General features: G+C 61.4%; 22 protein-coding genes. 11 read left to right on the forward strand and 11 right to left on the reverse strand.

Annotated elements, in window-relative coordinates; all coding sequences use genetic code 11:
* Positions 1 to 28 precede the first annotated feature (28 nt).
* Complete coding sequence (locus FHX14_RS03830) at positions 29 to 1,417, reverse strand: MFS transporter (protein WP_184376355.1); 1,389 nt, start codon at positions 1,415 to 1,417, stop codon at positions 29 to 31.
* Between the two features lie 24 nt (positions 1,418 to 1,441).
* Positions 1,442 to 6,217: an NAD-glutamate dehydrogenase gene (locus FHX14_RS03835; RefSeq protein WP_184376356.1), complete on the reverse strand. Its 4,776-nt coding sequence runs from the start codon at positions 6,215 to 6,217 to the stop codon at positions 1,442 to 1,444.
* A 275-nt stretch (positions 6,218 to 6,492) separates the two neighbouring features.
* Here FHX14_RS03835 and pdxY point away from each other — a divergent pair, with 275 nt between their 5' ends.
* The 3 genes from pdxY to FHX14_RS03850 all read left to right on the forward strand — a co-directional run bounded on the left by pdxY (position 6,493) and on the right by FHX14_RS03850 (position 9,791).
* Positions 6,493 to 7,368 carry a pyridoxal kinase PdxY gene (gene pdxY / locus FHX14_RS03840; protein WP_179611927.1) on the forward strand — a complete coding sequence of 292 codons (876 nt, stop codon included), beginning with the start codon at positions 6,493 to 6,495 and terminating at the stop codon, positions 7,366 to 7,368.
* Between the two features lie 71 nt (positions 7,369 to 7,439).
* Positions 7,440 to 8,081 (forward strand): carbonic anhydrase, encoded by a 642-nt coding sequence (locus tag FHX14_RS03845; RefSeq protein ID WP_003589561.1) that lies wholly within the window; start codon positions 7,440 to 7,442, stop codon positions 8,079 to 8,081.
* A gap of 96 nt (positions 8,082 to 8,177) precedes the next feature.
* A complete protein-coding gene (locus tag FHX14_RS03850; protein ID WP_184376357.1) occupies positions 8,178 to 9,791 on the forward strand; it encodes a GGDEF domain-containing protein in 1,614 nt (537 codons plus the stop codon).
* Between the two features lie 116 nt (positions 9,792 to 9,907).
* On the opposite strand, the gene FHX14_RS03855 is transcribed toward FHX14_RS03850, so the two are convergent.
* The 3 genes from FHX14_RS03855 to FHX14_RS03865 form a co-directional block, all read right to left on the reverse strand.
* Entirely contained in the window at positions 9,908 to 10,729 is an 822-nt protein-coding gene (locus FHX14_RS03855; RefSeq protein WP_184376358.1) for a lytic murein transglycosylase, read from the reverse strand.
* 168 nt (positions 10,730 to 10,897) lie between these two features.
* On the reverse strand, positions 10,898 to 11,932 hold the full coding sequence (locus tag FHX14_RS03860) for an aspartate-semialdehyde dehydrogenase (protein WP_003589565.1): 1,035 nt from the start codon (positions 11,930 to 11,932) through the stop codon (positions 10,898 to 10,900).
* 111 nt (positions 11,933 to 12,043) lie between these two features.
* On the reverse strand, positions 12,044 to 12,274 hold the full coding sequence (locus tag FHX14_RS03865) for a hypothetical protein (protein ID WP_184376359.1): 231 nt from the start codon (positions 12,272 to 12,274) through the stop codon (positions 12,044 to 12,046).
* 68 nt (positions 12,275 to 12,342) lie between these two features.
* On the opposite strand from FHX14_RS03865, the gene FHX14_RS03870 reads away from it, so the two are divergent.
* From FHX14_RS03870 to FHX14_RS03890, 5 genes are all read left to right on the forward strand, one after another.
* Complete coding sequence (locus FHX14_RS03870) at positions 12,343 to 14,097, forward strand: alkaline phosphatase (RefSeq protein ID WP_184376360.1); 1,755 nt, start codon at positions 12,343 to 12,345, stop codon at positions 14,095 to 14,097.
* A gap of 101 nt (positions 14,098 to 14,198) precedes the next feature.
* Positions 14,199 to 14,660, forward strand: a complete 462-nt coding sequence (locus FHX14_RS03875) for a hypothetical protein (RefSeq protein ID WP_184376361.1) — start codon at positions 14,199 to 14,201, stop codon at positions 14,658 to 14,660.
* A 6-nt stretch (positions 14,661 to 14,666) separates the two neighbouring features.
* Positions 14,667 to 15,359, forward strand: coding sequence for an ABC transporter ATP-binding protein (locus tag FHX14_RS03880; RefSeq protein WP_184376362.1), 693 nt, complete (start codon positions 14,667 to 14,669; stop codon positions 15,357 to 15,359).
* Positions 15,356 to 16,642: an ABC transporter permease gene (locus FHX14_RS03885; RefSeq protein ID WP_184376363.1), complete on the forward strand. Its 1,287-nt coding sequence runs from the start codon at positions 15,356 to 15,358 to the stop codon at positions 16,640 to 16,642. Before FHX14_RS03880 ends, FHX14_RS03885 begins: the two co-directional genes overlap by 4 nt.
* 186 nt (positions 16,643 to 16,828) lie before the next feature.
* On the forward strand, positions 16,829 to 18,715 hold the full coding sequence (locus FHX14_RS03890; protein ID WP_054182288.1) for an MFS transporter: 1,887 nt from the start codon (positions 16,829 to 16,831) through the stop codon (positions 18,713 to 18,715).
* Between the two features lie 35 nt (positions 18,716 to 18,750).
* Here the strand turns inward: FHX14_RS03890 and lpxE are convergent, their stop codons facing one another.
* Positions 18,751 to 19,503, reverse strand: a complete 753-nt coding sequence (gene lpxE / locus FHX14_RS03895; protein ID WP_184376364.1) for a lipid A 1-phosphatase LpxE — start codon at positions 19,501 to 19,503, stop codon at positions 18,751 to 18,753.
* Positions 19,504 to 19,740: 237 nt separating this feature from the next.
* On the reverse strand, positions 19,741 to 20,853 hold the full coding sequence (leuB, locus tag FHX14_RS03900) for a 3-isopropylmalate dehydrogenase (protein ID WP_183692439.1): 1,113 nt from the start codon (positions 20,851 to 20,853) through the stop codon (positions 19,741 to 19,743).
* Positions 20,854 to 21,020: 167 nt separating this feature from the next.
* On the opposite strand from leuB, the gene FHX14_RS03905 reads away from it, so the two are divergent.
* A complete protein-coding gene (locus FHX14_RS03905) occupies positions 21,021 to 21,953 on the forward strand; it encodes a pyridoxal-phosphate dependent enzyme (RefSeq protein WP_184376365.1) in 933 nt (310 codons plus the stop codon).
* Positions 21,954 to 22,008: 55 nt separating this feature from the next.
* Here the strand turns inward: FHX14_RS03905 and leuD are convergent, their stop codons facing one another.
* The 3 genes from leuD to FHX14_RS03920 form a co-directional block, all read right to left on the reverse strand.
* Positions 22,009 to 22,617 carry a 3-isopropylmalate dehydratase small subunit gene (leuD, locus tag FHX14_RS03910; RefSeq protein WP_003589577.1) on the reverse strand — a complete coding sequence of 203 codons (609 nt, stop codon included), beginning with the start codon at positions 22,615 to 22,617 and terminating at the stop codon, positions 22,009 to 22,011.
* A 135-nt stretch (positions 22,618 to 22,752) separates the two neighbouring features.
* Positions 22,753 to 23,172, reverse strand: coding sequence for a glyoxalase/bleomycin resistance/extradiol dioxygenase family protein (locus FHX14_RS03915; protein WP_003589578.1), 420 nt, complete (start codon positions 23,170 to 23,172; stop codon positions 22,753 to 22,755).
* 110 nt (positions 23,173 to 23,282) lie between these two features.
* A complete protein-coding gene (locus FHX14_RS03920; RefSeq protein ID WP_003589579.1) occupies positions 23,283 to 23,516 on the reverse strand; it encodes a hypothetical protein in 234 nt (77 codons plus the stop codon).
* Between the two features lie 113 nt (positions 23,517 to 23,629).
* Here FHX14_RS03920 and FHX14_RS03925 point away from each other — a divergent pair, with 113 nt between their 5' ends.
* Positions 23,630 to 24,535 carry a CoA ester lyase gene (locus FHX14_RS03925; protein WP_184376366.1) on the forward strand — a complete coding sequence of 302 codons (906 nt, stop codon included), beginning with the start codon at positions 23,630 to 23,632 and terminating at the stop codon, positions 24,533 to 24,535.
* Positions 24,535 to 24,741, forward strand: a complete 207-nt coding sequence (locus FHX14_RS03930; RefSeq protein ID WP_003589581.1) for a DUF1737 domain-containing protein — start codon at positions 24,535 to 24,537, stop codon at positions 24,739 to 24,741. Before FHX14_RS03925 ends, FHX14_RS03930 begins: the two co-directional genes overlap by 1 nt.
* A gap of 190 nt (positions 24,742 to 24,931) precedes the next feature.
* Here the strand turns inward: FHX14_RS03930 and FHX14_RS03935 are convergent, their stop codons facing one another.
* A complete protein-coding gene (locus FHX14_RS03935) occupies positions 24,932 to 25,369 on the reverse strand; it encodes a metallopeptidase family protein (RefSeq protein ID WP_003589582.1) in 438 nt (145 codons plus the stop codon).
* Between the last annotated feature and the right edge of the window lie 107 nt (positions 25,370 to 25,476).

Here is a 25,476-nt window from a genome sequence, read left to right on the forward strand (position 1 = left end):
GCTTCTGTCAGGTCCGACGCGCGTGACCCTACGCGCGATCGGCCGGATAGGGCGTGCGGACGAGCAGCACCAGGCCGCCGGCGAGAAACAGGATCAGTGTGGCCATTCCAAGCCGCGGTGACCCGCTCATATAGGTCATGAGCGAGAAAAGGAGCGTCGCCATGAAACTCGTGGCGCGCCCCGAAAGCGCGTAGATGCCGAAGTAGCGGCCGGCTTCCTCAGGGCTGACGCTGCGGGCGAGATAGGAGCGCGACGAGGCCTGCACCGGCCCGAAGGCGAACCCGATCAGCAGGCCGTAGAGGATATAGGCTTTTTCCGCCGCGGTGCCGAAGAGGCCGCCGGAATCCGCCGTCGGCAGCGGCAGCAGGCCGAACAGGGTGTAACCCGGCCCTGTCGAGATAATGCCGATGGTGGCGAGAAGCAGCATGGTGAGGCTGATGACGACGGTCACCTTCGACCCGACACCCTTGTCGATGCGGCCGGCGATCAGGCAGCCGAAGATCGCGACGACATTCAGGATGATGCCGTAGATGCCGATCTCGATCGTTGCCCAGCCGAACATGCCGGCGGCGAAGATACCGCCGAGGATCAGCAGGCCGTTGACGCCGTCCTGATAGATCATCCGGGCGATGAGAAATCTCAGGATGCCGCGGCGCTCCTTGAGTTCACCAAGCGTGTTTTTCACTTCCCGCAGCCCGGCACGGACGGCGGTGCCGAACGGAAGACCTCTGCCGACATCCGGCGTGAAGAAGAACATCGGCAGGATGAAGATCAGATACCAGACGGCCGAAATCGGCCCGGTGATGCGTGCATCCTGGCCGGTCCGAGGATCCAGACCGAAGAGCGGATCGAGGCCGAGGATAGTCTTGCCGCTCTCCGGGCTCGCCGCCAAAAGCGTCACGACGGCAATGAGCACGATGATGCCACCAAGATAACCGAGCCCCCAGGCGGTGTTGGAGAGCTTGCCGACCTCGTGTTTGGCGACCAGCCGCGGCATCATCGAATCGTTGAAGACGATCGAAAACTCGGCCGAGATCGAGGCAAGGATCATGAAAATGACCGGATAAAGAACAGGCGAGCCGGGGGCCGCGAACCACAGGCAGAAAAGGCTTGTGATTTTGATGATCGCGAAAAAGCCGATCCAGGGTTTGCGCGCGCCCGACTGGTCGGCGATCGAGCCGAGGATGGGCGAAAGCAGGGCGATGATCACCGAGGAGATCGTCGCCATGTTGCTCCACGTCGTCTGCGCGGAAACCGGGTCATCGGTCAGACGGGAAACGAAATAGGGACCGAAGATGAAGGTCGTGACCACGGTAAAGAAGGGCTGGGCTGCCCAATCGAAGAACATCCACCCCCAGATGCCCTTCTCCGTGGCTTTCGGCGGCTGTGTTCCTGTCCAGTCAATGCGATTCAACATCCGCTCCTTTTTCCGCGGACTGTCTCACCTCGCCCGGTCGCGCGCAAGATCGGTCAGGATACCTGCAGCAACGGTAATACGCGCAAGATTGGGATCGCCGCCATCGCTGAGGCTCGATAGCTCTTCGACGATCCGGTTGATGCGGATGCGATCCTGGGCATGCCAGGCCTGAACGGGGAGCTTTTCCTTGCCGTGATCGGACAGCGCCGAGATGACGATGTCGCGTCTTGCGCTGGCGATCTGGTCGATGCTGCGGGCAAGCGCCAGGTTCTCGTAATGGTCGGAGGTGAGGATCCGTCCGCCCGCCGCCAGCAGCCGGGCGATCCGGAAGGTTTGCGACACTGCGAAGTAGTTTTCGGCGGCGCGCACCAGGGGCTCGCCGGTGCGCTCGGCAATCTGCATGATCTCGGGCACCAGCGCGAAGCTCTGCAGGTTGGCGATCTCGGCTGCGAGCTTTTCGGGGACGCCCGCCTGGATATATTCCGCCTGGCGCGCCGCGGCATCGCCGGCCGATTGTTCGGCAAAGGCAGGCTTCAGTTTCTTCAGAGCAGCCTGCAGCCGGCTAATCACTTCGGCCATATCCGACTTGGTCATGGCGGTCTTCAACAGCAGGCGCGTCAAGACGGTAAAGCTATGGCTGATTTCCTCGTAGATGCGGTTCTGCATCTCGCCCGATATCCGGCCGTCGAGCGCATCCGTTTCGGCCCAGAGCCGGGTCAGGTCGAAACCGTCGCGGGCAACGATCGCCGCGCGCACCACTTCCGGCGCCGAAGCCGCCGTCGCATCCATCATGGCAACGGTGAAGCTCGGCCCGCCGCGGTTGATCGCTTCGTTGGCAAGCACCGTCGCGACGATTTCGCGCTTCAGGCGGTGACCGGCGATATCGCCAGCGTTCGACTTCTGCATCTTGACGGGGAAATAATTCAAAAGCGTCGTGGTAAAATAGGGATCATCCGGCAGATCGCTGGCGGCAAGCGCATCGAAGAGCACGATCTTGGCATAGGATACCAACACGCCGATTTCCGGCCGCGTCAGCGGCTTGCCGGCTGTATAACGTTCGGCCAGCGTCTGTTCGTCCGGCAGCGTCTCGACCTTGCGGTTCAGCTGGCCGGTGGCCTCGAGCACGCTCATGAAACGGCCAAGTTCCAGGCCGTTTGCCGTGCCCTTACGTTCCGTCAGTGAAATTGCCAGCGATTGCAGGTAGTTGTTGCGCAGCACCAGGCTTGCCACTTCGCTGGTCATCGAAGCCAGAAGCTGGTCGCGTTTTGCGCGGGTCAGGCGCCCGTCATGCATGGCGGCCGCCAGTGCGATCTTGATGTTGACCTCGACGTCCGAAGTGTTGACGCCGGCCGAATTGTCGATGGCGTCGGAGTTGCAGCGTCCGCCCTTGAGACCATAAGCGATGCGGCCCTTCTGAGTGACGCCGAGGTTTGCGCCCTCGCCGATCACCTTGGCGCGCACCTCAACCGCCGTGACGCGGATCGGGTCGTTGGCGCGGTCGCCGACTTCGGCGTCGGTTTCGGACGGCGCTTTCACATAGGTGCCGATGCCGCCGAACCAGAGCAGGTCGACCGGGCTCTTCAAGATCGCCGTGATGATTTCGAAGGGCGTAGCCACGGCCTTGTCGATGCCGATCGCGGCCACCGCTTCCGGTGTCAGCGTGACTGACTTCGTCGCGCGGGAGATGATCATTGCACCCTTGGAGAGCACGCTTTTGTCGAAATCCTGCCAGCTTGACCGCGGCAGGTCGAAGAGCCGCTGGCGTTCGGCGAGCGTCTTTTCCATATCGGGATCAGGATCGATGACGATATCGCGGTGGTCGAAGGCGGCTATCAGCCGGATCTTCGGAGAGAGCAGCATGCCGTTGCCGAAAACGTCGCCGGACATGTCGCCGACGCCGGCAACCGTGAAGGGCGTCGTCTGGATGTCGATGTCCATTTCACGGAAATGGCGTTTGACGGTTTCCCAGGCGCCGCGGGCGGTGATGCCCATCTTCTTGTGGTCGTAACCGGCCGAGCCGCCGGAGGCGAAGGCGTCGTCCAGCCAGAAGCCGGCTTCCTGCGCCAGCGCATTGGCGGTGTCGGAGAAGGTCGCGGTGCCCTTGTCGGCGGCGACCACGAAATAGGGGTCGTCGCCATCGAGCCTGACCGTATCCTTCGGCGGCACGATCTCGGCGCCCGATATATTGTCGGTGATCGACAGCAGCGTGCGGATGTAGGTCTTGTAAGCCTCGCGGCCGGCATTGAAGATCTCGTCACGGCTGCCGCCGACGGGTAGCTTCTTCGGATAGAAGCCGCCCTTGGCGCCGACCGGCACGATGACCGCGTTCTTCACCTGCTGGGCCTTGACGAGGCCGAGCACTTCGGTGCGGTAGTCCTCGGCGCGGTCCGACCAGCGCAGCCCGCCGCGCGCCACCTTGCCGAAGCGCAGGTGCACGCCTTCGACTTCGACGCCGTAGACGAACATCTCGCGGAAGGGTTTGGGCTGCGGCAGCCCGTCGACCAGGTGTGGATCGAGTTTGAAGGCCAGCATCGGCTTCGCCGATCCATCGGCATTCTTCTGGAAATAATTGGTGCGCAGCGTGGCATCGACGATATTGACGTAGCGGCGCAGGATACGGTCGTCGTCAAGGCTCGGCACGTCGGCAAGCTCGACCTCGATCGCCTGATGCAGGTCGGCAAGCTTCTTGACGCGGGCCTTTTCGGAAGGCCGGGTGTCGAGCGTGTCGTGGAACAGCCGGAAGATGGCGGCGGCGACGCCGGGATATTTGTCGAGCGTCGTCGCGATATAATCCTGCGAATAGGCGATGCCGGCCTGGCGGAGATAGCGGGCATAGGCGCGCAGCACGTTGGTCTCGCGTGCCGAGAGCCCGGCCGAGAGGATCAGCCGGTTGAAACTGTCATTGTCGATCGTGCCGGCGAAGGCAGCCACGAAAGCTTCCTCGAGGGCGGCGCCGTAACGCTGCAGATCGATGTCGCCGCCGTTGCGGGCCTCGAGTTCCATATCGTGCAGCACGACGAGTTTCGTTTCTCCGTCTGTCGCCGGTACGTCGATGTCGAAGGTGCGTTCGCTGACGACATTGAAGCCGAGATTCTCAAGCAGCGGCACGCGACGCGACAGCGCCAGCTGGCCGCCGGCGTGGAAGATCTTCAGCGAGAGGGTACGGCTCTGCTCCTCCTGACGATGGTAGAACTCGATGCGAAGCGGCTCGCCGGCGGCGCAGGCGACGATATCGGCGAGATCGGCCACGGTTTCTTCAGGCGTGAAGGAATCCTGAAAGGCCTGGTCGACCGAGATCTTTGGCGCCTTGGGTCCGGCCAGCGCCTCGTAACGGTCATCCCAGCGGGCGGTGATCTCGCGGATCACCTGCTCGAGCTTTGACTGCGGAATGCGCGGCGTCTTGCCGCCGGAGCGGCCGATGATGAAATGCACGCGCGCCACGCCGCCTTCCGGGAAAGCCGGGTAATAGGCGGAGACACGGCCGTCATAGACGGTCTTCAGATAGGTGCCGATCCTTTCGCGGACGATCGAGTCATACTCCTCGCGCGGCACATAGACGATCACCGAGACGAAGCGGTCGAAATGATCGATGCGCGGCAGGACGCGCACGCGCGGCCGGTCGGCCAGGTCGTTGATCTGTTCCGCAAAACTGGCAAGCAGCGTGGTGTCGATCTGGAAAAGGTCGTCGCGCGGATAGGATTCCAGCGTGTTGTCGAGCATGCGGCCGGAATGGCTCATCGGGTCGAAGCCGAAATGTTCCTTCACCTTCTCGATCTTGGAACGCAGGAGCGGGATTTCCGAGGCGAGCGATGTATAGGCCGTCGAGGTGAAAAGGCCGACGATGCGCAGCTCGCCGGTGACGTTGCCGGCGGCGTCGAAGCGTTTGACGCCGACATAATCCATGTAGGCCCGACGATGGACGATGGATTTCACATTCGCCTTGGTGACGATCAGGAAGTCGGGACCGTCGAGGAAGGCAAGGATTTCAGGCGTCGTCGTTACGGCATCCTTGCCGGTGCGCAACACGAGCACATCGGGATTGGAGAGGATGCCGAGGCCGGTACCCTTGTCGCGTTCGACCTTGGCATCGGCACCCTTGCCTGAATAGACATATTCGCGCATGCCGAGGAACGTGAAATTCTCGTCGCGCAGCCATGTCAGGAAGGCGACGGCTTCATCGCGATCAGCCTTCTTCCTGCTGGCGCCATTGGCTGAAAGTTCGACGATCACCCCGTCGATCTTGGACAGCATCGGCTTCCAGTCGGACACCGACAGGCGGACCTGCTCAAGCACGGTTTCGATGCGCTTGACGAGATCTGCCGCCTGGGCGGAGTTGAGCGGCGCAATATGGAGCTGGATGTGGCTGACGCGGTTGGCCGGGTCGCTCGGGTGATCGGCGGAATAGAGCGCAGGCGCCTTGCCCTTCTCCATGACCAGGATGGGATGCACGGCCATGAACAGATCGCGATAGGTGCTCGTCACTTCACCCATGACCGATTCAAACAGGAAAGGCATGTTCCGGTCGGTGACCGAAAGCACCGAAACGGCAATGCCATCGGGCGTCACATCGGCGATGGTGTCGATGCCGACGCGGGGCGCCTTGCCGTTCCAGGCGGCGAGTTCCTTTGCCGAATGCACGGCGGAGAGCGCCAGCATCTCAGGCGTATAGCGTTCGAGATCGTCATTGCTGGCCCGTCCGAAGAGAATTTCCGGATCGAGATGCGCTTCGCCCGTCGCCTTGGCGACCTTGCGCGCGCTTTCGATCTGTTTTTCCCGTTTCGGATTGTTTCTGGCAGCCATGAATCGCCTCCCGCAATGGACTGGTTTTCTGCAAGCTAGCAGAAGATTTCGCGAAAAAATCTCTAAAATGCGGCCTTGAGGGATCGTTTTGATGCTTTTTTGACGCTGGAAATGGGAAATTGTCAGAGATTTTTCCGATTTCGTGGCCAAAACGAACGGGAGGATCCTCTTTTTCTTTTTCGTTCCGCCGCACATTTCCATGCTCACGTGAAGAATGGTTGACAGCGCGGCGTCAAAAAGATCATCAAACGCGGTCATCATTCGGATCTTGTCTCATGTCGGAAAATGCAGCGGGCGCAGTCATCGTCATCTCCAGTCATGTGGTGCGCGGCTCGGTCGGAAACCGGGCGGCCGTCTTTGCGCTGGAAACGCTTGGTCATCCGGTCTGGGCGCTGCCGACCATCGTGCTGCCCTGGCATCCCGGCCACGGCCGCTCGACGCGGCTGACATTTGCCGAAGCGGATTTCGACGCGGCGATCGACGATCTGATCCGCGCGCCCTGGATCGGCGAAGTCAGGGCAGTGCTTTCGGGCTATTTCGGCAATGCCGCCCAGGCGCGCTCCGTGGCCCGGCTGATCGCCGCGCTCAGGCAAGATAATCCCGAACTGGTCTACGTCTGCGACCCCGTCATGGGCGATCTCGGCGGTCTCTACGTGCCGGAGGCGACCGCCGAAGCCATTCGCGACCATCTCATCCCGCTCGCCTCTCTGGCGACGCCGAACCGCTACGAACTCGCATGGCTGTCCGGGGCGGCGCTTGACGACAACAGCGCGATCATGGAGGCGGCGCTGGCGCTCGGGCCGTCGCGCATGCTCGTCACCTCGGCCGTGCCGATGATGGCGGGCGGTACCGGCAATCTCTATCTTTCCGGCCGTCACGCGCTTCTTGCCGAGCACCGCGCCGTCGAAAACGCGCCGAATGGTCTCGGCGACCTGCTGGCCGCCGTCTTCCTGTCGCGCCTTCTATCCGGCCTCGAGGACGAAAAGGCGCTGCAGCTTGCCACGGCCAGCGTCTTCGAGGTGCTGGCGCGCGCCGTCAAGCGCGGCAGTAACGAGCTGATGCTGGCGAGCGATGCTTCCAGTCTTTCGACGCCGATGGCCATGGTGCAGATGCGCCGGCTCCTGCACCCGGCGCAGCGGCGGAAAAAATGACGCATCCATCAATGTGCTCATTTTGCAGTGCAGCAGTTGATCTTGTCTTCCGCGCGCGCTAATCCAGAAGCATGCAGCGTTTTCCAAATTCCCTTCTGGACGGTTACCGCAACTTCATGAACGGGCGTTATGCCGACGCCCGCGACAGGTATCGGCTGCTTGCCGAAAACGGTCAGAGTCCGAGCACGCTGGTCATTGCCTGTTCGGATTCCCGTGCGGCACCGGAGCTGATCTTCGATGCCGGCCCGGGTGAGCTCTTCGTTATCCGCAACGTCGCCAACATGGTGCCGCCCTACGAGCCGGACGGCCATTTCCATTCGACGTCGGCCGCGCTCGAATTTGCGGTGCAGGCGCTGAAGGTCTCGGATATAGTCGTGATGGGCCATGGCCGCTGCGGCGGCATCCGCGCCGCGCTCGATCCCAATGCCGAGCCGCTGTCGCCGGGCGATTTCATCGGTCGCTGGATGTCGCTGGTCAAGCCTGCCGCCGAGCAGATCCAGAGCAATGACGTGATGACGGCCGCCGAGCGGCAGACGGCGCTGGAGCGCGTCTCGATCCGCAATTCGATCGAAAATCTCAGAAGCTTTCCCGATATCAAAGCACTCGAGGAAGCGGGAAAAATGCATCTCCATGGCGCATGGTTCGATATTTCCACAGGCGAACTCTGGGTGATGGATGCTGAGACACGTGACTTCATTCGTCCCGAAATCTAGGGATCTGCCGCTTTATCAGTTTATTAAGAATTGCTGCTAAGATTGGCGTCAATTGGTCGCGCACGACCGACGTTTTGAGCACCGTGGCGATTGGCGATGAAGTTCGAGACCATCAAAAGGGTTATCCTGGCCGCCATCATGCTGCCCTTCGTCTTCATGCTCATTGAAGGCGTCGTCGTCATACGGGCTTCAGTCAACCAATACAGGGATCTCGAGAAAGACCGGCAGTTCGCCGACGTGCTCGCCCGCGGCGGGTCGATCGCCGCCACGGAGATCCTGAGTGAAATCGGCGCCACTCGCCTTTATCTCGCGCATCCGAGCAGCAAGACCGCTGCTGATATGCAGAAAAGCCGGGTAACGCTCGATGACGAGCGCCTTGCCTTCTATGCCAGCCTGCCTTCCCGCGATACGCTCGACGAAGGGCTTGCGGAGGAATTGTCGATTCTCAGCCTTGCCTACAGCCGTATCGTCGCCGCGCGCAGCGCCGTCGACCAGGGCCGTTATGTCGGCAGCGATCCCGGGTCGATCTACTGGTATGCGGCTCTCAAGCAGCTTGCCGTCGTCGATGCGCTTTCACCCTTGATCAGCGATCCGGTGCTGCTGGAGAAATCCAACCAGCTGATGGGCATCATGCTGACCTATTATGGGGAGAGGCTGATCACCGGCATTGGCAGCCGTTACCTCGACCAGGGCGTGTCCGCCAGATTTCCGGTGGAGCTGTTCGTGCAGGGCAAGGTGATGATCGGCGAGGGCATGGATCACATGGTCTTCCATTCGGCGGCGCCGATCGTGCGCGACATTGTCGCCTATCTCGGTCGCCGCGACCAGGTGAAGGCTAATGCGATCACCGATGCCATTCTCGCCGGATCGCGGCCGACGCCCGCGGTGCGCGACGTCTGGGCGGCTGCGCAGAGCGAGCGCATGACTTTCCTGCAGCAGAAGATGATCGAGGCGGCGAGAGATATTCACGAAACCGGCGAAAACTTTTCGACGCGCTCGCATTTACACCTGACGCGGATCCTGGCGCTGTGCGCCGGCCTGCTCATTCTCGCGACACTGGTGATGGTGCTGGCGGCAAGGGGTCTGCGGCTGATCGACCGGCTGTCGCGGGATCGGGAGACGCTGGTCGGCGAGTTGCGCAACGCCGCGCAGACCGATCTCCTGACCGGTCTTTACAACAGGCGCGGCTTCGAGTTCGCCGCATCGGCCCTTCTCACGCAGGCCGAGCACGGATCGCGCTGGATTTCCGTCGTGCTCTTCGACCTCGATCATTTCAAGAAGATCAACGATATCAATGGCCATGACGCTGGCGATGCCGTGCTCCGGCATGTCGCAGGCGTCGCGCGCCAGAATTTCCGTTCCTTCGATCTGCTGGTCCGTCATGGCGGCGAGGAGTTCCTGGCGCTCCTGCCGGATTCGACCCCCGACGATGCGGCAATCGTTGCCGAGCGCGTAAGGCTGGCGATCGAGGCGGCGGAAATCCCCTTGGAGAGTGGCGAGGTTCTCAAGGTGACGGCAAGTTTCGGATGTGCCGGCCGGGCAAATGAAGCCGCCAACCGGAACTTCGAAGATCTGGTCAAACGCGCCGATCTCTCGCTCTACGCTGCCAAGGCCTCCGGCCGCAATTGCGTCGTTTCGGGGCCGATCGTGCCGGCGCAGGAGGAGCGCCGCAAGACGGCGTCCGGCGGTGGCTTTGATTCCCGCATATGAAAAACGCCGCATGTCGCAGCGGCGTTTTCGGGTATGGTTGTCGAAGAAGACTTAAAGCCTTTTGTTTTGTGCATGTCGTTGTCCCGGAACCGCTTCACACTTCCGGGCGACATGCACTATTTGCCGTCGATCTGCTGGCCGATATAGGCGATTGACTGCTGATAGACGCTGGCCGCATTCCAGCCCTGGATGGCGACGAAATTCGGCTCTCCGGGCTGATAGCCGGCGCCGGCGCGCCAGCCATGGCCCTTGAGGAAATTCGCCGTCGAGGCCAGTGCATCGGCGCGCGAACCGACCATGTCGACGCGGCCGTCGCCATCACCGTCGGCGCCGAAGCGCACGACATTGCGCGGCAGAAACTGCGTCTGGCCGATTTCACCATGGGCAGCACCCTTGGCTTGCGGGCTCAGATAACCCTCGGAGACGAGCTGGAGCGCGGCATAGAGCTGGTCAGTGAAATAGTCGGAACGGCGGCAGTCATAGGCGAGCGTCGAAACGGCTGACAGCGTATGCTGGTTGCCCATATAGCTGCCAAACCCGGTCTCCATGCCCCAGATGGCGATCAGCGGGCCGGCCGGAACGCCGAAACGACGCTCGATCGAGGCAAAAAGCGCCTGGTTGGCGGCTTTCATGCTGCGGCCGCGCGAGATGACGGCGGCACCGCCGCGCTTCTTCATGAAGGCGTCGAAGGAGAGTTTGAAGCTCTTCTGGCCGCGGTCGGCGGCGATCGTCGGCTTGTTGTAATTGACGTTGGCAAAGGCGCGGCTGAGCACCGCCTGGCTGACGCCATTGGCTGCCGCCGTCTGCTTGAAATCGGCAACCCAGGCCTCGAAGCCGGCGCTGGTATTGCCGCATTGCGGTCCTTGCGCGAACGCCGGTACCGCATGGAGGACGCCCATTGCCGCAGCGGCCGCCAGAAACAACTTTGTCATGCGCATTGAGAAACCCCGCTCTCGATCTGCATAGTTTTTAGGCGGGCAAGAGAATGCCAGCCACTCAAGATTTTGTCACGATCATCTTTTAGCGAGCGCTTATACAGTTGATTTGCCCCGGAAAAGCCCCGCTCACCGAGCAGGGCTTTAACATCTTATGGTTTACAAATCGTATCATGCGGCCTGCTTGCGCGGCTTGACGAGGCCGCGATTGACGAGCAGCTCGGCGATCTGAATGGCGTTCAATGCCGCGCCCTTGCGCAGATTGTCGGAGACCACCCAGATGTTGAGGCCGTTTTCGACCGTCGCGTCCTCGCGGATGCGCGAGATGTAGGTCGCGTCCTCGCCGGCGGATTCATACGGCGTGATGTAGCCGCCGTCCTCACGCTTGTCGATGACGAGGCAGCCCGGTGCATCGCGCAGGATGTCACGGGCCTGGTCGGCGGTGATCTCGTTTTCGAACTCGATGTTGACCGATTCCGAATGGCCGATGAAGACAGGCACGCGCACTGCCGTGCAGGTCACCTTGATCTTCGGGTCGAGCATCTTCTTCGTCTCGGCCAGCACCTTCCACTCTTCCTTGGTGTAGCCGTCTTCCATGAAGACGTCGATGTGCGGGATGACGTTGAAGGCGATACGCTTGGTGAATTTCTTGTTCTCGATCGGATCGGCAACGAAGACGGCGCGCGTCTGATTGAAGAGCTCGTCCATGCCGTCCTTGCCGGCGCCGGAGACCGACTGGTAGGTCGAGATGACGACGCGCTTGATCTTGGCGAAGTCATGCAGCGGCTTCAGCGCCACCACCAACTGGGCGGTCGAGCAATTTGGATTGGCGATGATGTTGCGCTTGGTGAACTGGCTGATGGCGTCCGGGTTCACTTCCGGCACGATCAGCGGCACGTCGGCGTCGTAACGCCAGGCCGAGGAATTGTCGATGACGATGCAGCCCTGCTGGCCGATCTTCGGCGAAAACTTCTTGGAGATTTCGCCGCCGGCCGACATCAGGCAGATATCGGTGTCGGAGAAATCGTAATTCTCCAGATTGGAGACCTTCAGCGTCCGGTCACCATAGGAAACCTCGGTGCCCTGCGAACGCGCGGAGGCGAGCGCCACGACCTCATCGGCGGGGAAGCCGCGTTCGGAGAGAATGTTGAGCATCTCCCGGCCGACATTTCCGGTTGCTCCCGCAATTGCTACTTTGAAACCCATTTCTCAAGCTCTCTTTCTCTTCTCTCCTCTTGTCCGGTGAGGGGAAAGGCGCGACGGATCGCGTCTTCCTGTCCCCAGCCGAGCCGGGGAGAGAGCGGCAGGCCAGAGACGTCAGACGGTTTTCGTCGTCGTTTTGGCCTTGGTTTTGGCAGAAACCGGAACGGCAATATCCACCCCGGCAACCCGTGCCCGGTCATTGCGGTCAGCAATGGCGTGTTCGTCGCGAACCATGGAGATTCCTTTTCCGCTGTTGCTCTTAGAAGGTTTTCCACAGGAGTCAAGGTTTTTGCGCTCTACGCAGGAGGCGAAAGCGGCGCCCGCGATGCTGCGACGTTTTGTCATGCCGCTGTCATCCTCGGCAGGTATCCCGGCCGGGTTCTCAAAGTCTGCAACGAAAACGGGGGTTTTCCATGCGTACGCTTCTTGCCGCTTTTGCGGCCACCACCATGCTTGCGGGCGCCGCTCAGGCGACGACGGTCTATCCGCTCGATCGCGCGACGATTCTTGCCGGTTCGCCGTTCGATTTCAAGGTCGAACTCAACAAGCAGGTCAAGCCCGAAGACGTGAAGATCACGGTCAACGGCCAGGACTACAAGACCGTCCTCGGCGGCGAAGCGCAGTTCATCGAACTGGAAAAGGGCAAAGAGGATAAGGCCCTCGGCTCCGCGCTTCTGCTGCGCGGCCTGAAGATCTCCGCTCCGGGCGCCTATAAGGTCGAGGTCGCCGCCGGCGACGAAACGAAGTCCGTCACCTGGAACGTTTACGAAACCGCTGGCCAGCCGAAAGCCAAGAACATCATCTTCCTGCTCGGCGACGGTCTTTCCGTTGCGCACCGCACCGCGGCGCGCATCATGTCGAAGGGCATGACCGAAGGTAAGGCGAATGGCCGCCTGAACATGGACGATCTCGAGCGTATGGCCTTTATCGGCACCTCGGCGACGAATGCGGTCGATACCGACTCGGCCAACACCATGTCGGCCTTCATGACGGGCCACAAGACGGCCGTCAACGCGATCGGCGTTTACGCCGACCGTACGCCGGCCTCGCTCGATGACCCGCGTGTCGAAACCTTCGGGGAAGCCGTCCGCCGCACGACCAAGAAGTCGATCGGCATCGTCGCGACGGCTGAAGTCGAGGACGCCACGCCGGCTGCCGTCGTTTCCCATACCCGCAACCGCAACGACAAGGCCGATGTCGTCGGCATGCTGCTCGACGTCAAGCCGGAAGTCCTGCTCGGCGGCGGCTCGGCCTATTTCCTCGGCAAAGAGGTTCCCGGTTCCAAGCGCAAGGACAACCAGGACTACATTAAGCTGTTCCAGGATGCCGGCTATAAGCTTGCGACCGACAAGAACGAGCTCGCCGCCAATGCATCGGCCGAAGGCAATCTCCTCGGTCTCTTTCATACCGGCAATATGGACGTCACGCTCGATCGCGAGTTCCTGAAGAAGGGCACCGTCGACAAGTTCCCGAACCAGCCGGGTCTCGTCGCTATGACCAAGGTTGCGCTCGACCGCCTCTCCAAGAATCCGGACGGGTTCTTCCTGATGGTCGAAGGTTCCTCGATCGACAAGATGTCCCATCCGCTCGATTGGGATCGCGCCGTCATCGAAACCATCGAATTCGACCAGGCCATCGGCGTTGCCCGCGAATTCCAGAAGGCTCATCCGGACACGCTGATCGTCGTCACCGGCGACCACACCCACGGTGTATCGATCATCGGCACCGTCGATGACGACAAGCCCGGCACGGAAATGCGCGAAAAGGTCGGCACCTATGCGGAAGCCGGCTTCCCGAACTACAAGGACGAAAACGGCGACGGTTACCCTGACAAGATCGACGTCAGCCGCCGCCTGTTCCTGAGCGCCAACAATGGCCCTGACCACTACGAAACCTTCCGTCCGAAGCTCGACGGCCCATTCGTTCCGGCTGTCCAGAACGAAAAGAAGGAATATGTCGCCAACGAGCAGTACAAGGATGTTCCCGGCGCGGTCTTCGTTCAGGGCAATATTCCGAAGACCGGCGACAGCGGCGTCCATGCGGTCGACGACGTCGTCCTGCAGTCGGCTGGTCCCGGTTCGGAAGAATTCCATGGTTACATGGAACAGAGCGACGTCTATCGCGTGCTCGCCGACACCTTCGCTCTCGGCGCCAAGCAGACGAACTGATCCTAAGCCGATCCCCGCAAGGCCGCTTGCCGGCCTTGCCACTTTCGTCGATCATGGTCCCGGCCGTTCCAGCGGCCGGGATTTGTTTCCTGGAGGTCGCCATGGACATATTTTCTTCGCTGCATCTCAGCCGCCGCCGGCTGATCAGCGCCGCCGTTGCGCTTCCCTTTACCGCTTCCGCCGTTCGCGCCGGCGATGCTTCGCTCTCCTTTGACGACCTCTACGGCAAGTTCGGCGTGCTCGGCCTCGAATTCTCCGACAAGGTGAAGCGGCTCGCGGGCCAAGAAATCAGCATGAAGGGCTTCATGGCGCCGCCTTTGAAAGCTGAGGCGCAGTTCTTCGTGCTCACCGAGGTGCCGATGTCGCTCTGCCCCTTCTGCTCCTCGGATGCCGACTGGCCTGATAATATCGTCGTCGTCTATCTCTCGGAGAAACAGACCTTCGTGCAGCCGCGCCAGACGATCGAAGTGCATGGTACGCTGGAATATGGTTCCTGGACGGACCCGGACACCGGCTTCGTCAGCCTGCTGCGTATCCGCCAGGCCGAATATTCCGCCGTCTGAACCGATATGCTCGCTCTCGATATCGAAAACCTAGATGTCACCTTCCCGGGTCTGTCCTCGCCGGCGCTGGCAATCACTAGCCTGTCGATCGATGCCGGCAGCAGGGTCGCCATTACAGGCGCGTCCGGCTCCGGTAAAAGCACCTTCGTCAATATTATTGCCGGGCTGGAGCGGGCGCGCCAGGGTCGCATCCGGTGGAACGGCGAGGATATTGCCGGTTTTTCCGAAAGCCGGCGTGACCGGTTCCGTGCCGCCAATATCGGCCTGGTGATGCAGGAATTTCATCTCTTCCCCGGCCTGTCGGCGCTCGAGAATGTGCTTTTGCCGGCGCGGCTTGCGGGTGCCGCCACGGCTGATGTCATCGAGCGGGCGCATGCGCTTTTGAGCACGGTCGGCCTTTCGCGCCCCGGCCAGAAGATCGAAACCATGTCGCGCGGCGAGATGCAGCGCGTGGCGATCGGCCGGGCGCTGCTGCGCAAGCCCGGCGTCATCATTGCCGACGAACCGACGGCGAGCCTCGATGCCGAGAGCGGCGAGGCTGTCGGCGATCTCATCCTCGATCTCGCCATTGCCGAAGGCAGCACGCTGATCGTCGTTTCACACGACCAGCGCCTGGCCGGCCGCCTCGACCGGCGCATCACCTTCGGTTCCGGCCGGATCAGCGACGATTCCGCGGCAACGGCGGGAGAGGCTGCATGATCCGCTTCATCCTTTCCGATCTGCGTCGCCTCTGGGCGGGGTCGCTGGTGGTCGTGCTGCTGGTGGCGCTTGCGACCGCGCTCGGCGTTTGCGTCGTGCTGCAGGAGCGGGCGCTTCGTCTCGGCAGTGCGCGCGCCGCCGACAAGTTCGATCTCGTCATCGGCGCCGGCGGCAGCGAGACGCAGCTCGTGCTGTCCTCCGTCTTCCTGCAGCCCTCGCCTTTGCCACTGATGCCGGGCGACGTGCTGGCCAGGCTTGCCGCCGATCCCCGCGTCGGCTGGGCCGCGCCGATCGGCTTCGGCGATTCCTTCTCCGGCTATCCGATCGTCGGCACGACGGTGACGTTGGCGGAGAACCTGTCCGGCGGCTTTGCCGAGGGCAAGGTTTTCGCCCGTGAGGGAGAAGCGGTGATCGGCTCCGCCGTCAAGCTGCCGCTCGGCGGCGAAGTGAAGCCGATGCATGGGTCGGCGGAAGAAGGCGGCGAGACGCATACCGAACTCGTCTATCACGTCGCCGGCCGCCTCCGGCCGACCGGCACTGCCTGGGACCGGGCCATTCTCGTTCCGATCCAGGCCGTCTGGCATATCCATGGTCTGGGGGCGAAGGCGCATGAAGCCGAGGTCGGACACGATCATGAGCATGAAGGCGCCGGCCACGATGCGCATGAGCATCACGGCGAAATCGACCCGGATGCCGTAATCGACGAGAAATGGGCTGCGGATGCTCCCGGCCTTCCCGCCATCCTTGTCAAACCGAAGACGATCGCCGACGCCTACAAGCTGCGGCAGGAGTATCGCAGCGGCAATACCGTCGCCGTTTTCCCCGGCGAAGTGCTGACCAATCTCTACGGCACGCTCGGCGACGCCAAACAGATTCTTGTTGCGGTCGCCGCCGGCGCGCAAGCGCTCGTCGCTGCCTCGCTGCCTCGCTGCCTCGCTGCCTCGCTGGTGCTGGTGACGGTCATCCATATCGGCCAACGCCGCCGCCAGATCGGCGCGCTGCGGGCCTTCGGCGCCCCGCGCGGCGCGATTTTCGGCATCGTCTGGCTGGAATTCTTCTTCCTGGTGGCCGTCGGCATCGGGCTCGGATTCACCTTCGGTTATGCTGCGGCGCTGATCTTGTCCGGCATGTTCTCTCAGACGAGCGGGATCGCCATGCCGGTCGGTTTCGCCCGTGAAGACGCCGGGCTTGCGGCGCTGCTGCTTGCCTTCGCCACAATTCTGGCCGCACTGCCGGCGGTGCTCGCCTACCGGCAATCGCCGGCGCAGGCGCTGAGAGCGTAACCAGGCCGGCTGACGACTCGGCTGCCTGCCACGGCGCGTTGCCATTAGACTAAAGTCATAATCCCAAAGCATCTCTCTTTTTGACCTGCCGTTTCTGGCACACTCTCGTCAGGCGTGTCGCGGCCAGGGGTCTGCTTTGAGGAGAGTAGGTCGCGCGCGTGCTCATCACTCTGTGGAGGACAGACAATGGCAAATGTCGCAAGCATCGACGGCGCGAAGGCCGGTCCGATGACCAGCGAAGAGAAGAAGGTGATCTTCGCCTCTTCGCTCGGAACCGTTTTCGAATGGTATGATTTCTATCTCTATGGTTCGCTCGCCACCTATATCGGCGCGACCTATTTCACCCAATATCCCGAGGCGACACGCAACATCTTCACGCTGCTCGCCTTTGCCGCCGGCTTCCTGGTGCGCCCGTTCGGCGCGCTGGTATTCGGCCGTCTCGGCGACCTGGTTGGCCGGAAGTACACCTTCCTGGTGACGATCATGATCATGGGTCTGTCGACCTTCCTCGTCGGCATCCTGCCGGGTGCCGCCACCATCGGCATCGCAGCCCCGATCATCCTGATCGCACTGCGCCTGCTCCAAGGTCTGGCGCTGGGCGGTGAATATGGCGGTGCGGCAACCTATGTCGCCGAACATGCGCCGAACGGGCGCCGCGGCTACTTCACCTCATGGATCCAGACGACGGCGACGCTCGGTCTGTTCCTGTCGCTGATCGTCATCGTCCTGGTTCAATATCTGATGGGCGCGGCTCAGTTCGCCGCCTGGGGCTGGCGCATTCCGTTCCTGGTCTCGGTCGTCCTGCTCGGCATTTCCGTCTGGATCCGCCTGAAGATGAACGAATCACCGGCGTTCCAGCGCATGAAGGCGGAAGGTAAGGGCTCCAAGGCGCCGCTGACCGAAGCCTTCGGCACATGGAGAAACGCCAAGATTGCGATCATCGCGCTTCTCGGCGCCACCATGGGCCAGGCGGTCGTCTGGTACGGCGGCCAGTTCTATGCCCTGTTCTTCCTGCAGAACGTGCTGAAGGTGGACCTGCAGTCGGCCAATATCATGGTCGCCATCGCACTCTTCCTCGCTACGCCGTTCTTCGTCATCTTCGGCGGTCTCTCCGACAAGATCGGTCGCAAGCCGATCATCATGGCAGGCCTTCTTATTGCGGCGGTGACCTATAATCCGCTGTTCAAGGCGATGACCTGGACGGCAAACCCGGCGCTTGCCGAAGCACAGGCCTCGATCCGGGCAACGGTTACGGCCGATCCGGCGGATTGCAAATTCCAGTTCAATCCGACCGGCACGTCGAAGTTCACCAGCTCCTGCGACGTGGCGACGGCGTTCCTGACAAAGAACTCGGTGCCTTATGACGTTGTGCCCGGTCCGGCCGGTCAGCCGGCAACGGTAAAGGTCGGCAACGAGACGATCCCGAGCTTCGACGTCGTTGCCGCCGGCGACAAGGCCAAGGGCATGACCGCCGCCTTCGAAAAGGGCGTCAACATCGCGCTCCACGATGCCGGCTATCCCCTGAAGCGCGCCGCCGCCAAGGTGCCGGATGCCAAGCTCGATGCTTTCATCGCAGCCAATCCGGAACTGTCGCTTAATGCCGATACCGTGCGTGCCGGCGAGAAGGAAACCATGCCGGCGGCCAAGCTGGTCGAGACCAAGCTGCTGACGGCGGATGAGGCCAACGGCGTCACCGACATGGCGGTCTACAACGTCGCCAATGGCGGCACCTTCGCCATGACCGCCGATCCCGCCCGCGTCAACTGGATCGGCACGATCGCAATCCTGTTCGTGCTCGTCCTCTATGTGACGATGGTCTACGGCCCGATCGCCGCTCTGCTGGTCGAGCTCTTCCCGACCCGCATCCGCTATACCGGCATGTCGCTGCCCTATCACATCGGCAACGGCTGGTTCGGTGGCCTGCTGCCGGCAACGGCCTTCGCGATGAGCGCTGCCGCGGGCGATATCTATTACGGTCTCTGGTACCCGATCGTCTTTGCGTCGATCACCCTGGTGATCGGCCTGATCTTCCTGCCGGAAACGAAGAACAGAGATATCCACGCCATGGACTGAGCGGCGCTTCAGCGCTTTAGATAATGGCCCGGCGCTTACAAGGCGCCGGGCTTTTTGATGTCGGGAAAGAAGTGCTTCGCAATCGGCCAGCCATCCGGCGCCAGTTTGAAGAGTAGGCCGCAGCGGGCAAAGACGATCGCCGTCAGCAGCGAAAACCAGCCGCCGAAGGCAAGGCCGGCAATGACGTCGCTCGGATAGTGGGCTCCGACCATGACACGCGTCATGCCGAGCCAGATGGCGCCGGCGATGAAGAGAACGCGGTAGCGCGGAAACAGCAGGGCAAAAGCGGCGAAGAAGGCCCCGACCGTGGTGGAGTGGCCGGAGGGGAAACTTTCGAAAGCGGCGTGGCCTGAAAAAGGCGTGAAGGAAAACATGCCGTAGTCGTGAAAATGATCGGGACGCGCCCTGCCGATCGCCCGTTTCAGCAGATTGGCGAGAAGCCCGGAGAAGACGACCGTGGCAAAGAGATAGGCGCCGATCCAGCTGACATAGAGCGCCTGCGCCTTGGAGCGGGCCGTCTTCACGAGCTTGTAGCCGGCCCGGCCCTGAAAGAACAGCAGGATGCTGGTAAAGATCAGCCAGGCGGAATCGCCGAAACCGGTCATCATCTCGCCGAGATGCTTCACCGGCGCGGGAACTTCGCTGGCGCCGATCGGCGCATCGAAGAGCAGCATGGAGAGGATCACGGCATTGAGCGTGATGAACAGGCAGGCCTGCCAACGCAAAGGCGGCATGCCGACGCCACTCCGGCGCCAGCGCCTGTCCAGGGAAGCCCAAAATGCCCGCATTGCCATCGTCCGTTCGAATTCGCCCTGAGCGCCGCGCGCCCGAAAGACGCGTCAGGGGCGCGCTTATCACCGGGATATGCGCTCGCTGAAATCCGGCGCAAAAATACACGAGATTGTGGCCGAGAATAGTCCGTTTCCGAGAATTCGGCCGAGTGGGCTGCGGCTTCTCGACGCTCGATGAAAAAGCCCTCCGCATCTGTAATGCGAAGGGCCGGATACTGTTTCACGTGAAATATATCAGGCGGAAAGCGTCTTGAACTCGGCAAGGATCGCATCGCCCATCTCGACGGTGCCGACCTGCCTTGCGCCATCGGCCATGATGTCGCCGGTGCGGATGCCCTTGTCGAGCACGTTGGCGATCGCCTTTTCCAGGTCGTCGGCTTCCTTCACCAAATTGAAGGAGTAACGCAGGCACATGGCGAACGAGGCGATCATGGCGATCGGATTGGCGATGCCCTTGCCGGCGATGTCGGGGGCCGAGCCGTGCACCGGCTCGTAGAGCGCCTTGCGCTTGCCGGTCTTGCCGTCAGGCGCGCCGAGCGAGGCCGACGGCAGCATGCCGAGCGAGCCGGTCAGCATGGCGGCGACGTCGGAGAGCATGTCGCCGAAGAGATTGTCGGTGACGATGACGTCGAACTGCTTGGGCTGGCGCACCAGCTGCATGCCGCCCGCATCGGCCAGCATATGTTCGAGCTGGACGTCGGAATACTTCGCCTTGTGCGTTTCGGTCACCACCTGATTCCAGAGCACGCCCGATTTCATGACGTTGCGCTTTTCCATGGAGCAGACGCGGTTCTGCCGGGTGCGGGCCATTTCGAAGGCGACGCCGGCGATGCGTTCGATCTCGTAGGTGTCGTAGACCTGGGTGTCGATACCGCGCTTCTGGCCGTTGCCGAGATCGATGATCTCCTTCGGCTCGCCGAAATAGACGCCGCCGGTCAGCTCGCGGATGATCAGGATATCAAGGCCTTCGACCAGTTCCGGCTTCAGCGACGAGGCCGAGGCCAGGGCCGGATAGCAGATGGCGGGACGCAGGTTGGCAAACAGCTGCAGGTCCTTGCGCAGGCGCAAGAGGCCAGCTTCCGGGCGGACTTCGTAGGGAACGCTATCCCATTTCGGACCGCCGACGGCGCCGAAGAGAACGGCATCGGCGGCAAGCGCTTTCTGCATGTCGCCTTCCGAGATCGCCGCGCCATGCGCATCATAGGCGGAGCCGCCGACAAGGCCTTCGTCGGTGACGAAACCGGCACCCATCGCCTCGTTCATATAGGCGATGATCTTGCGGACCTCGCCCATGGCCTCGGGACCGATGCCGTCACCCGGCAGCAGGAAAAGATTGCGCACAGTCATGAAACCCTCCTGGGAAAAACATTGCGGTTTCTTAGACCCCGGAAATGGGCATTTCAAGCGAGAGAAGAGGTGAATCGGTACGCTTCGCTCTCGGTCGTGATGATTGCTCCTGTGCCTGCAAACAGGCTAGAACAGCGTCTTACCTTTTATGTCTCCGGATGTTTGCCATGCTTTTCGCACCCCTCCACCTCGACACGCCCCTGGTTCAGACAGCGCCTGGCTACAGCGCCAGCGGCAAACCGCTCTGGCTGAAGCTCGATGCGCTGCAGCCTTCCGGCAGCTTCAAGCTGCGCGGCGTCGGACGGCTTTGCCAGCACGAGGTGGAGAGGGGCGCGCGCGAGATCTTCTGTGCTTCCGGCGGCAATGCCGGTATTGCCGCGGCCTATGCCGGCCAGGCGCTCGGCGTGCCGGTCACCATCGTCGTGCCGGAAACGACGGCCGCCAATGTCCGGCAGACGATCGCCGCAACCGGCGCGAATGTCCTCGTTCATGGGTCGGTTTTCGATGAAGCCAATGCCCATGCGGTCGAACTCGCAGAGAGCCGCAAGGCGAGTTATGTGCATCCCTTCGACCATCCGCTTCTGTGGGATGGTCATGCGACGCTGATCGACGAGGTGGTGGCGAAGGGTGCAAAATTCGATTGCGTTATCACCAGCGTCGGCGGCGGCGGGCTGCTTGCCGGCATTGTCGAGGGGTTGAAGCGCAATGGGCTTGCCGATGTGCCGGTGATCGCCGTCGAAACCGAGGGTGCGGCTTCGCTCCATGAAAGCCTCAAGGCAAACGAGCGCATCACCCTGCCTGCCATCACCTCGATTGCCACTTCGCTCGGGGCGCGGCAGGTGGCGCAGCATGTCTTCGATCTGCCGAAACAGCATCCGATCGAAAGCGTTCTCGTCAGCGACGCCGATGCGGTTGCCGCCTGCCTGAAATTTGCCGATGCGCAGCGCATTCTGGTCGAGCCGGCCTGCGGTGCAGCACTTGCCGTTGCCGATGTGCATGCCGGGCTGCTTGCCCGCTTTGACAATCCGCTGATCGAAGTCTGCGGCGGCATCGGCGTGTCGCTCGAAAAGCTGAGGCTCTGGAAAGAGAAGTTTCTCTGATCAAAGAAAAAGCCGGGCGAAGGCCCGGCTTGATCGAGAATTTATTGGAGAGCGCTTAAGCGGCCCAGGGGTGCGAAGCGGCGTTCTTCTTTTCGAAGCTGTCGATCGCCTTGCCCTTCTCAAGTGTCAGGCCGATGTCGTCGAGGCCGTTCAGCAGGCAGTGGCGCTTGAACTCGTCGAGATCGAATTTGATCGAGCCGCCATCGGGACCGGTGATCTCGAGGTTCTCAAGATCGACGGTGAGGATGGCGTTGGAGCCGCGCGAGGCGTCGTCCATCAGCTTGTCGAGATTTTCCTGGCTGACCTTGATCGGCAGGATGCCGTTCTTGAAACAGTTGTTGTAGAAAATGTCGGCGAAGCTGGTGGAGATCACGCAGCGGATGCCGAAATCGAGCAGCGCCCACGGAGCATGTTCACGCGAGGAGCCGCAGCCGAAATTGTCGCCGGCAACCAGGATCTTGGCATCGCGATAGGCCGGCTTGTTCAGCACGAAATCGGGGTTTTCGGAGCCGTCTTCGTGATAACGGGCTTCGGCGAAAAGGCCGGTGCCGAGGCCGGTGCGCTTGATGGTCTTCAGATAATCCTTCGGAATGATCATGTCGGTGTCGACGTTGACGACCGGCAGCGGCGCAGCAACGCCGGTGAGCTTCACGAATTTATCCATGACCCATGCTCCATTTCAGCAAATCTACTTTCCTGAATTTGCATCTAGTCCAGTTTTCTGCCGAAATGAAGGAGAATCTTTGAAAAATGGCAGCCACGCGACGTTTCGCGCGGCCTGCCCTCTGCGTATGTGCCGTTACTTGGTCGGTGCGTTCAGGCCCCAGAGGACACCGAACGGGTCGCGAAGCTGGCCGTAGCGGTCGCCCCAGAACATCAGTTCGACCGGCATGACGACTTCGGCGCCGGCAGCGACGGCGCGATCCCACCAGAAATCGATATCGTCGATAACCAGCTGGATGGCGAAGCCTTCATGGCCTTTGAAGGGATGGCCGTATTCGGGATAGGCATCCGACAACATGAGGGAGCTGCCGTTGATGTAGAGATGCACATGCATCGTCCGGCCGCTCTCGTCGACCGGCACGATATAGGCTTCTTCGGCGCCGAAAGCTTTTTTGTAGAATTCCGCGGCTTTCACAGCGCCGCCGACCGTCAGATAGGGCAGCAGGCCATTCTTGACCGGCGGCATCTTGACCGGATTGTTTTCCGTCGCATCCATGCTCGTCCTCCATTCGTTTTGAAGCGCCGGCAGAATGCCCGGCTGCTTCTAAGACGTATGATGGAAGCATGATGCGACAGTGTCAGTCAGGTTTTTTAAGCGTGAGCCGTTCAGAGATCGATGATCGTGCCGCGGCCGTCGTTCCAGATGCGCATTTCGCGTTGGCCATTGTTTGCCTTGGCGCGCACCGGAGCGGGCTTCATCTTCATCGATAGCGCACGTCCGACCATCAGCACGGTCAGGATGCCGCCGACGGCAAGCGTCACCGAGAAGGTGAAAAGCAACATGGCCACGAAAACGGTGGCGCCGGCAAGCATGAAGAAGATGGAGCGAATGTTCTGCATGGGTTTTAGACCTTTCTTCGGAAAGGAATGTGGTCCTTCTTTTTCCTCTCTGCAAGGCAAGCATGGCTTTTTGTTGTCTTGCCGGGCTTTGCGAAGCTTGGCACTAATGATCGATGAGCCAAACCATCCCTCGCCGTTCGTTAAATCTGCGCCGCTCGGTGCTGAGCGTGCCCGCCATCAATCTCCGGGCGCTCGAAAAAAGCCATTCGCTTGATTGCGATGCGGTTATTTTCGATCTGGAGGATTCCGTTTCGCCCGAGAAGAAGGAACAAGCGCGGGAAAATCTGCGCGCCTTTTTTGCCGGCTCGCCGCTTAAGGGCAAGGAAAGGATCATCCGCATCAATTCTTTGTCATCCGAATTCGGGCCGGCGGACCTGGACCTGGTCAAGGCGCTTGTGCCCGACGCCGTTCTTCTTCCCAAGATCGACGGACCTCGGGATATCACCGATATGGGCGATCTGCTCGCCGATGCGGATGCGCCGGAGGAACTGCGCATCTGGGCGATGATCGAGACGCCGCGTGGCGTGCTGAATGCCGGAGCGATCGCCGAATCCGGCCGCACGCCGGGCTCGCGGCTCGATTGCCTCGTCGTCGGGCTCAACGATCTGCGCAAGGAAACAGGCGTCCTGCCGCAGCCGGGACGAACCTATCTCGTGCCGTGGCTGATGCAAGTCGTCCTGGCGGTCAGCGCCTACGGGCTCGATGCGATCGACAGCGTCTTCAACGATTTCAGGGACGAGCAGGGTTTCGATGCCGAATGCCTGCAAGGCCGGGCCATGGGCTTTGCCGGCAAGATGCTGATCCATCCGACGCAGATCGAGGCCGCCAATCGGCATTTCGGCCCGGATCCGGCAGCGATTGCGGAAGCGGAGGCGATCATCGCTGCCTTTGCCGATCCGGCTTCCGACGGGCTGAATGTCATCAATTCAGGCGGGCGGATGATCGAGCGGCTGCATCTTGTCCAAGCCGAAGCTCTGGTTCATAAAGCTCGCCTGATTTCTGCAAGAAAGCCCGCCTGATGAAACTCTACCGCTTCCTGACCGGTCCCGACGATGCTTCCTTCTGCCACAAGGTCACCGCCGCCCTCAACAAGGGCTGGTCGCTGGAGGGCTCGCCGACCTATGCCTTCAATGCCGCAACCGGCGCGATGCAGTGCGGCCAGGCCGTCGTCAAGACGGTCGAAGGCAAGGATTACCATCCGGAGATAAAGCTCTCCGAGCAATAACGCGTGCTGCCGGAAGCACGGCTTCAGCTCTTTGTTTTATGCATGTCGTTATCCCGGAACCGCTGCACACTTCCGGGCGACATGCATTACAGCGCCGCGCGTCTTATCAGACGCGCAAAGGACGCTGTAACAGTTTGAATCTACGCATCGTGCTATCCGAAAATCGATTCCGATTTTCGGGCCGATTACGCTAGCGCTCGGCGGCTTCCTCGGCGCTTGCCTCGATCCGCTCCATATCGTCGTCGCTCAGCCCGAAATGGTGGCCGATCTCGTGGATCAGGACATGGGTGATGATATCGCCGAGCGTCTCGTCGTTCTCTGCCCAGTAATCGAGAATGGGGCGCCGGTAGAGACGGATGCGGTTCGGCATCTCGCCGGTTTCCAGCGTGAAACGCTCGGAAATACCCCTGCCTTCGAAAAGACCGAGAAGATCGAAAGGGGTTTCCAGCGCCATGTCCTCGAAAACATCGTCATCGGGGAAATCTTCGATCTCGATCGTGAGGTTGGTCGTCAGCTGGCGAAACTCATCCGGCAGATGGCTATAGGCCTCCATGGCCAGCGACTCGAAGGTGCTGATCGTCGGCGCATGGCGGTCCCGCCAATCATCGCTCTGGTCTATGCGGGCCATGAATATTCCTTCCTTTGCGGGCCATATAGAACCTTTCTCGCCGATTTTCGAGTGCGGAATCAAAGGCAGGAATAAATTCATAGAAAATGGCCGTTGACTCTTCATTA

The organism is Rhizobium sp. BK619 (assembly GCF_014195245.1).
GTDB classification, from domain to species: Bacteria; Pseudomonadota; Alphaproteobacteria; order Rhizobiales; family Rhizobiaceae; genus Rhizobium; species Rhizobium acidisoli.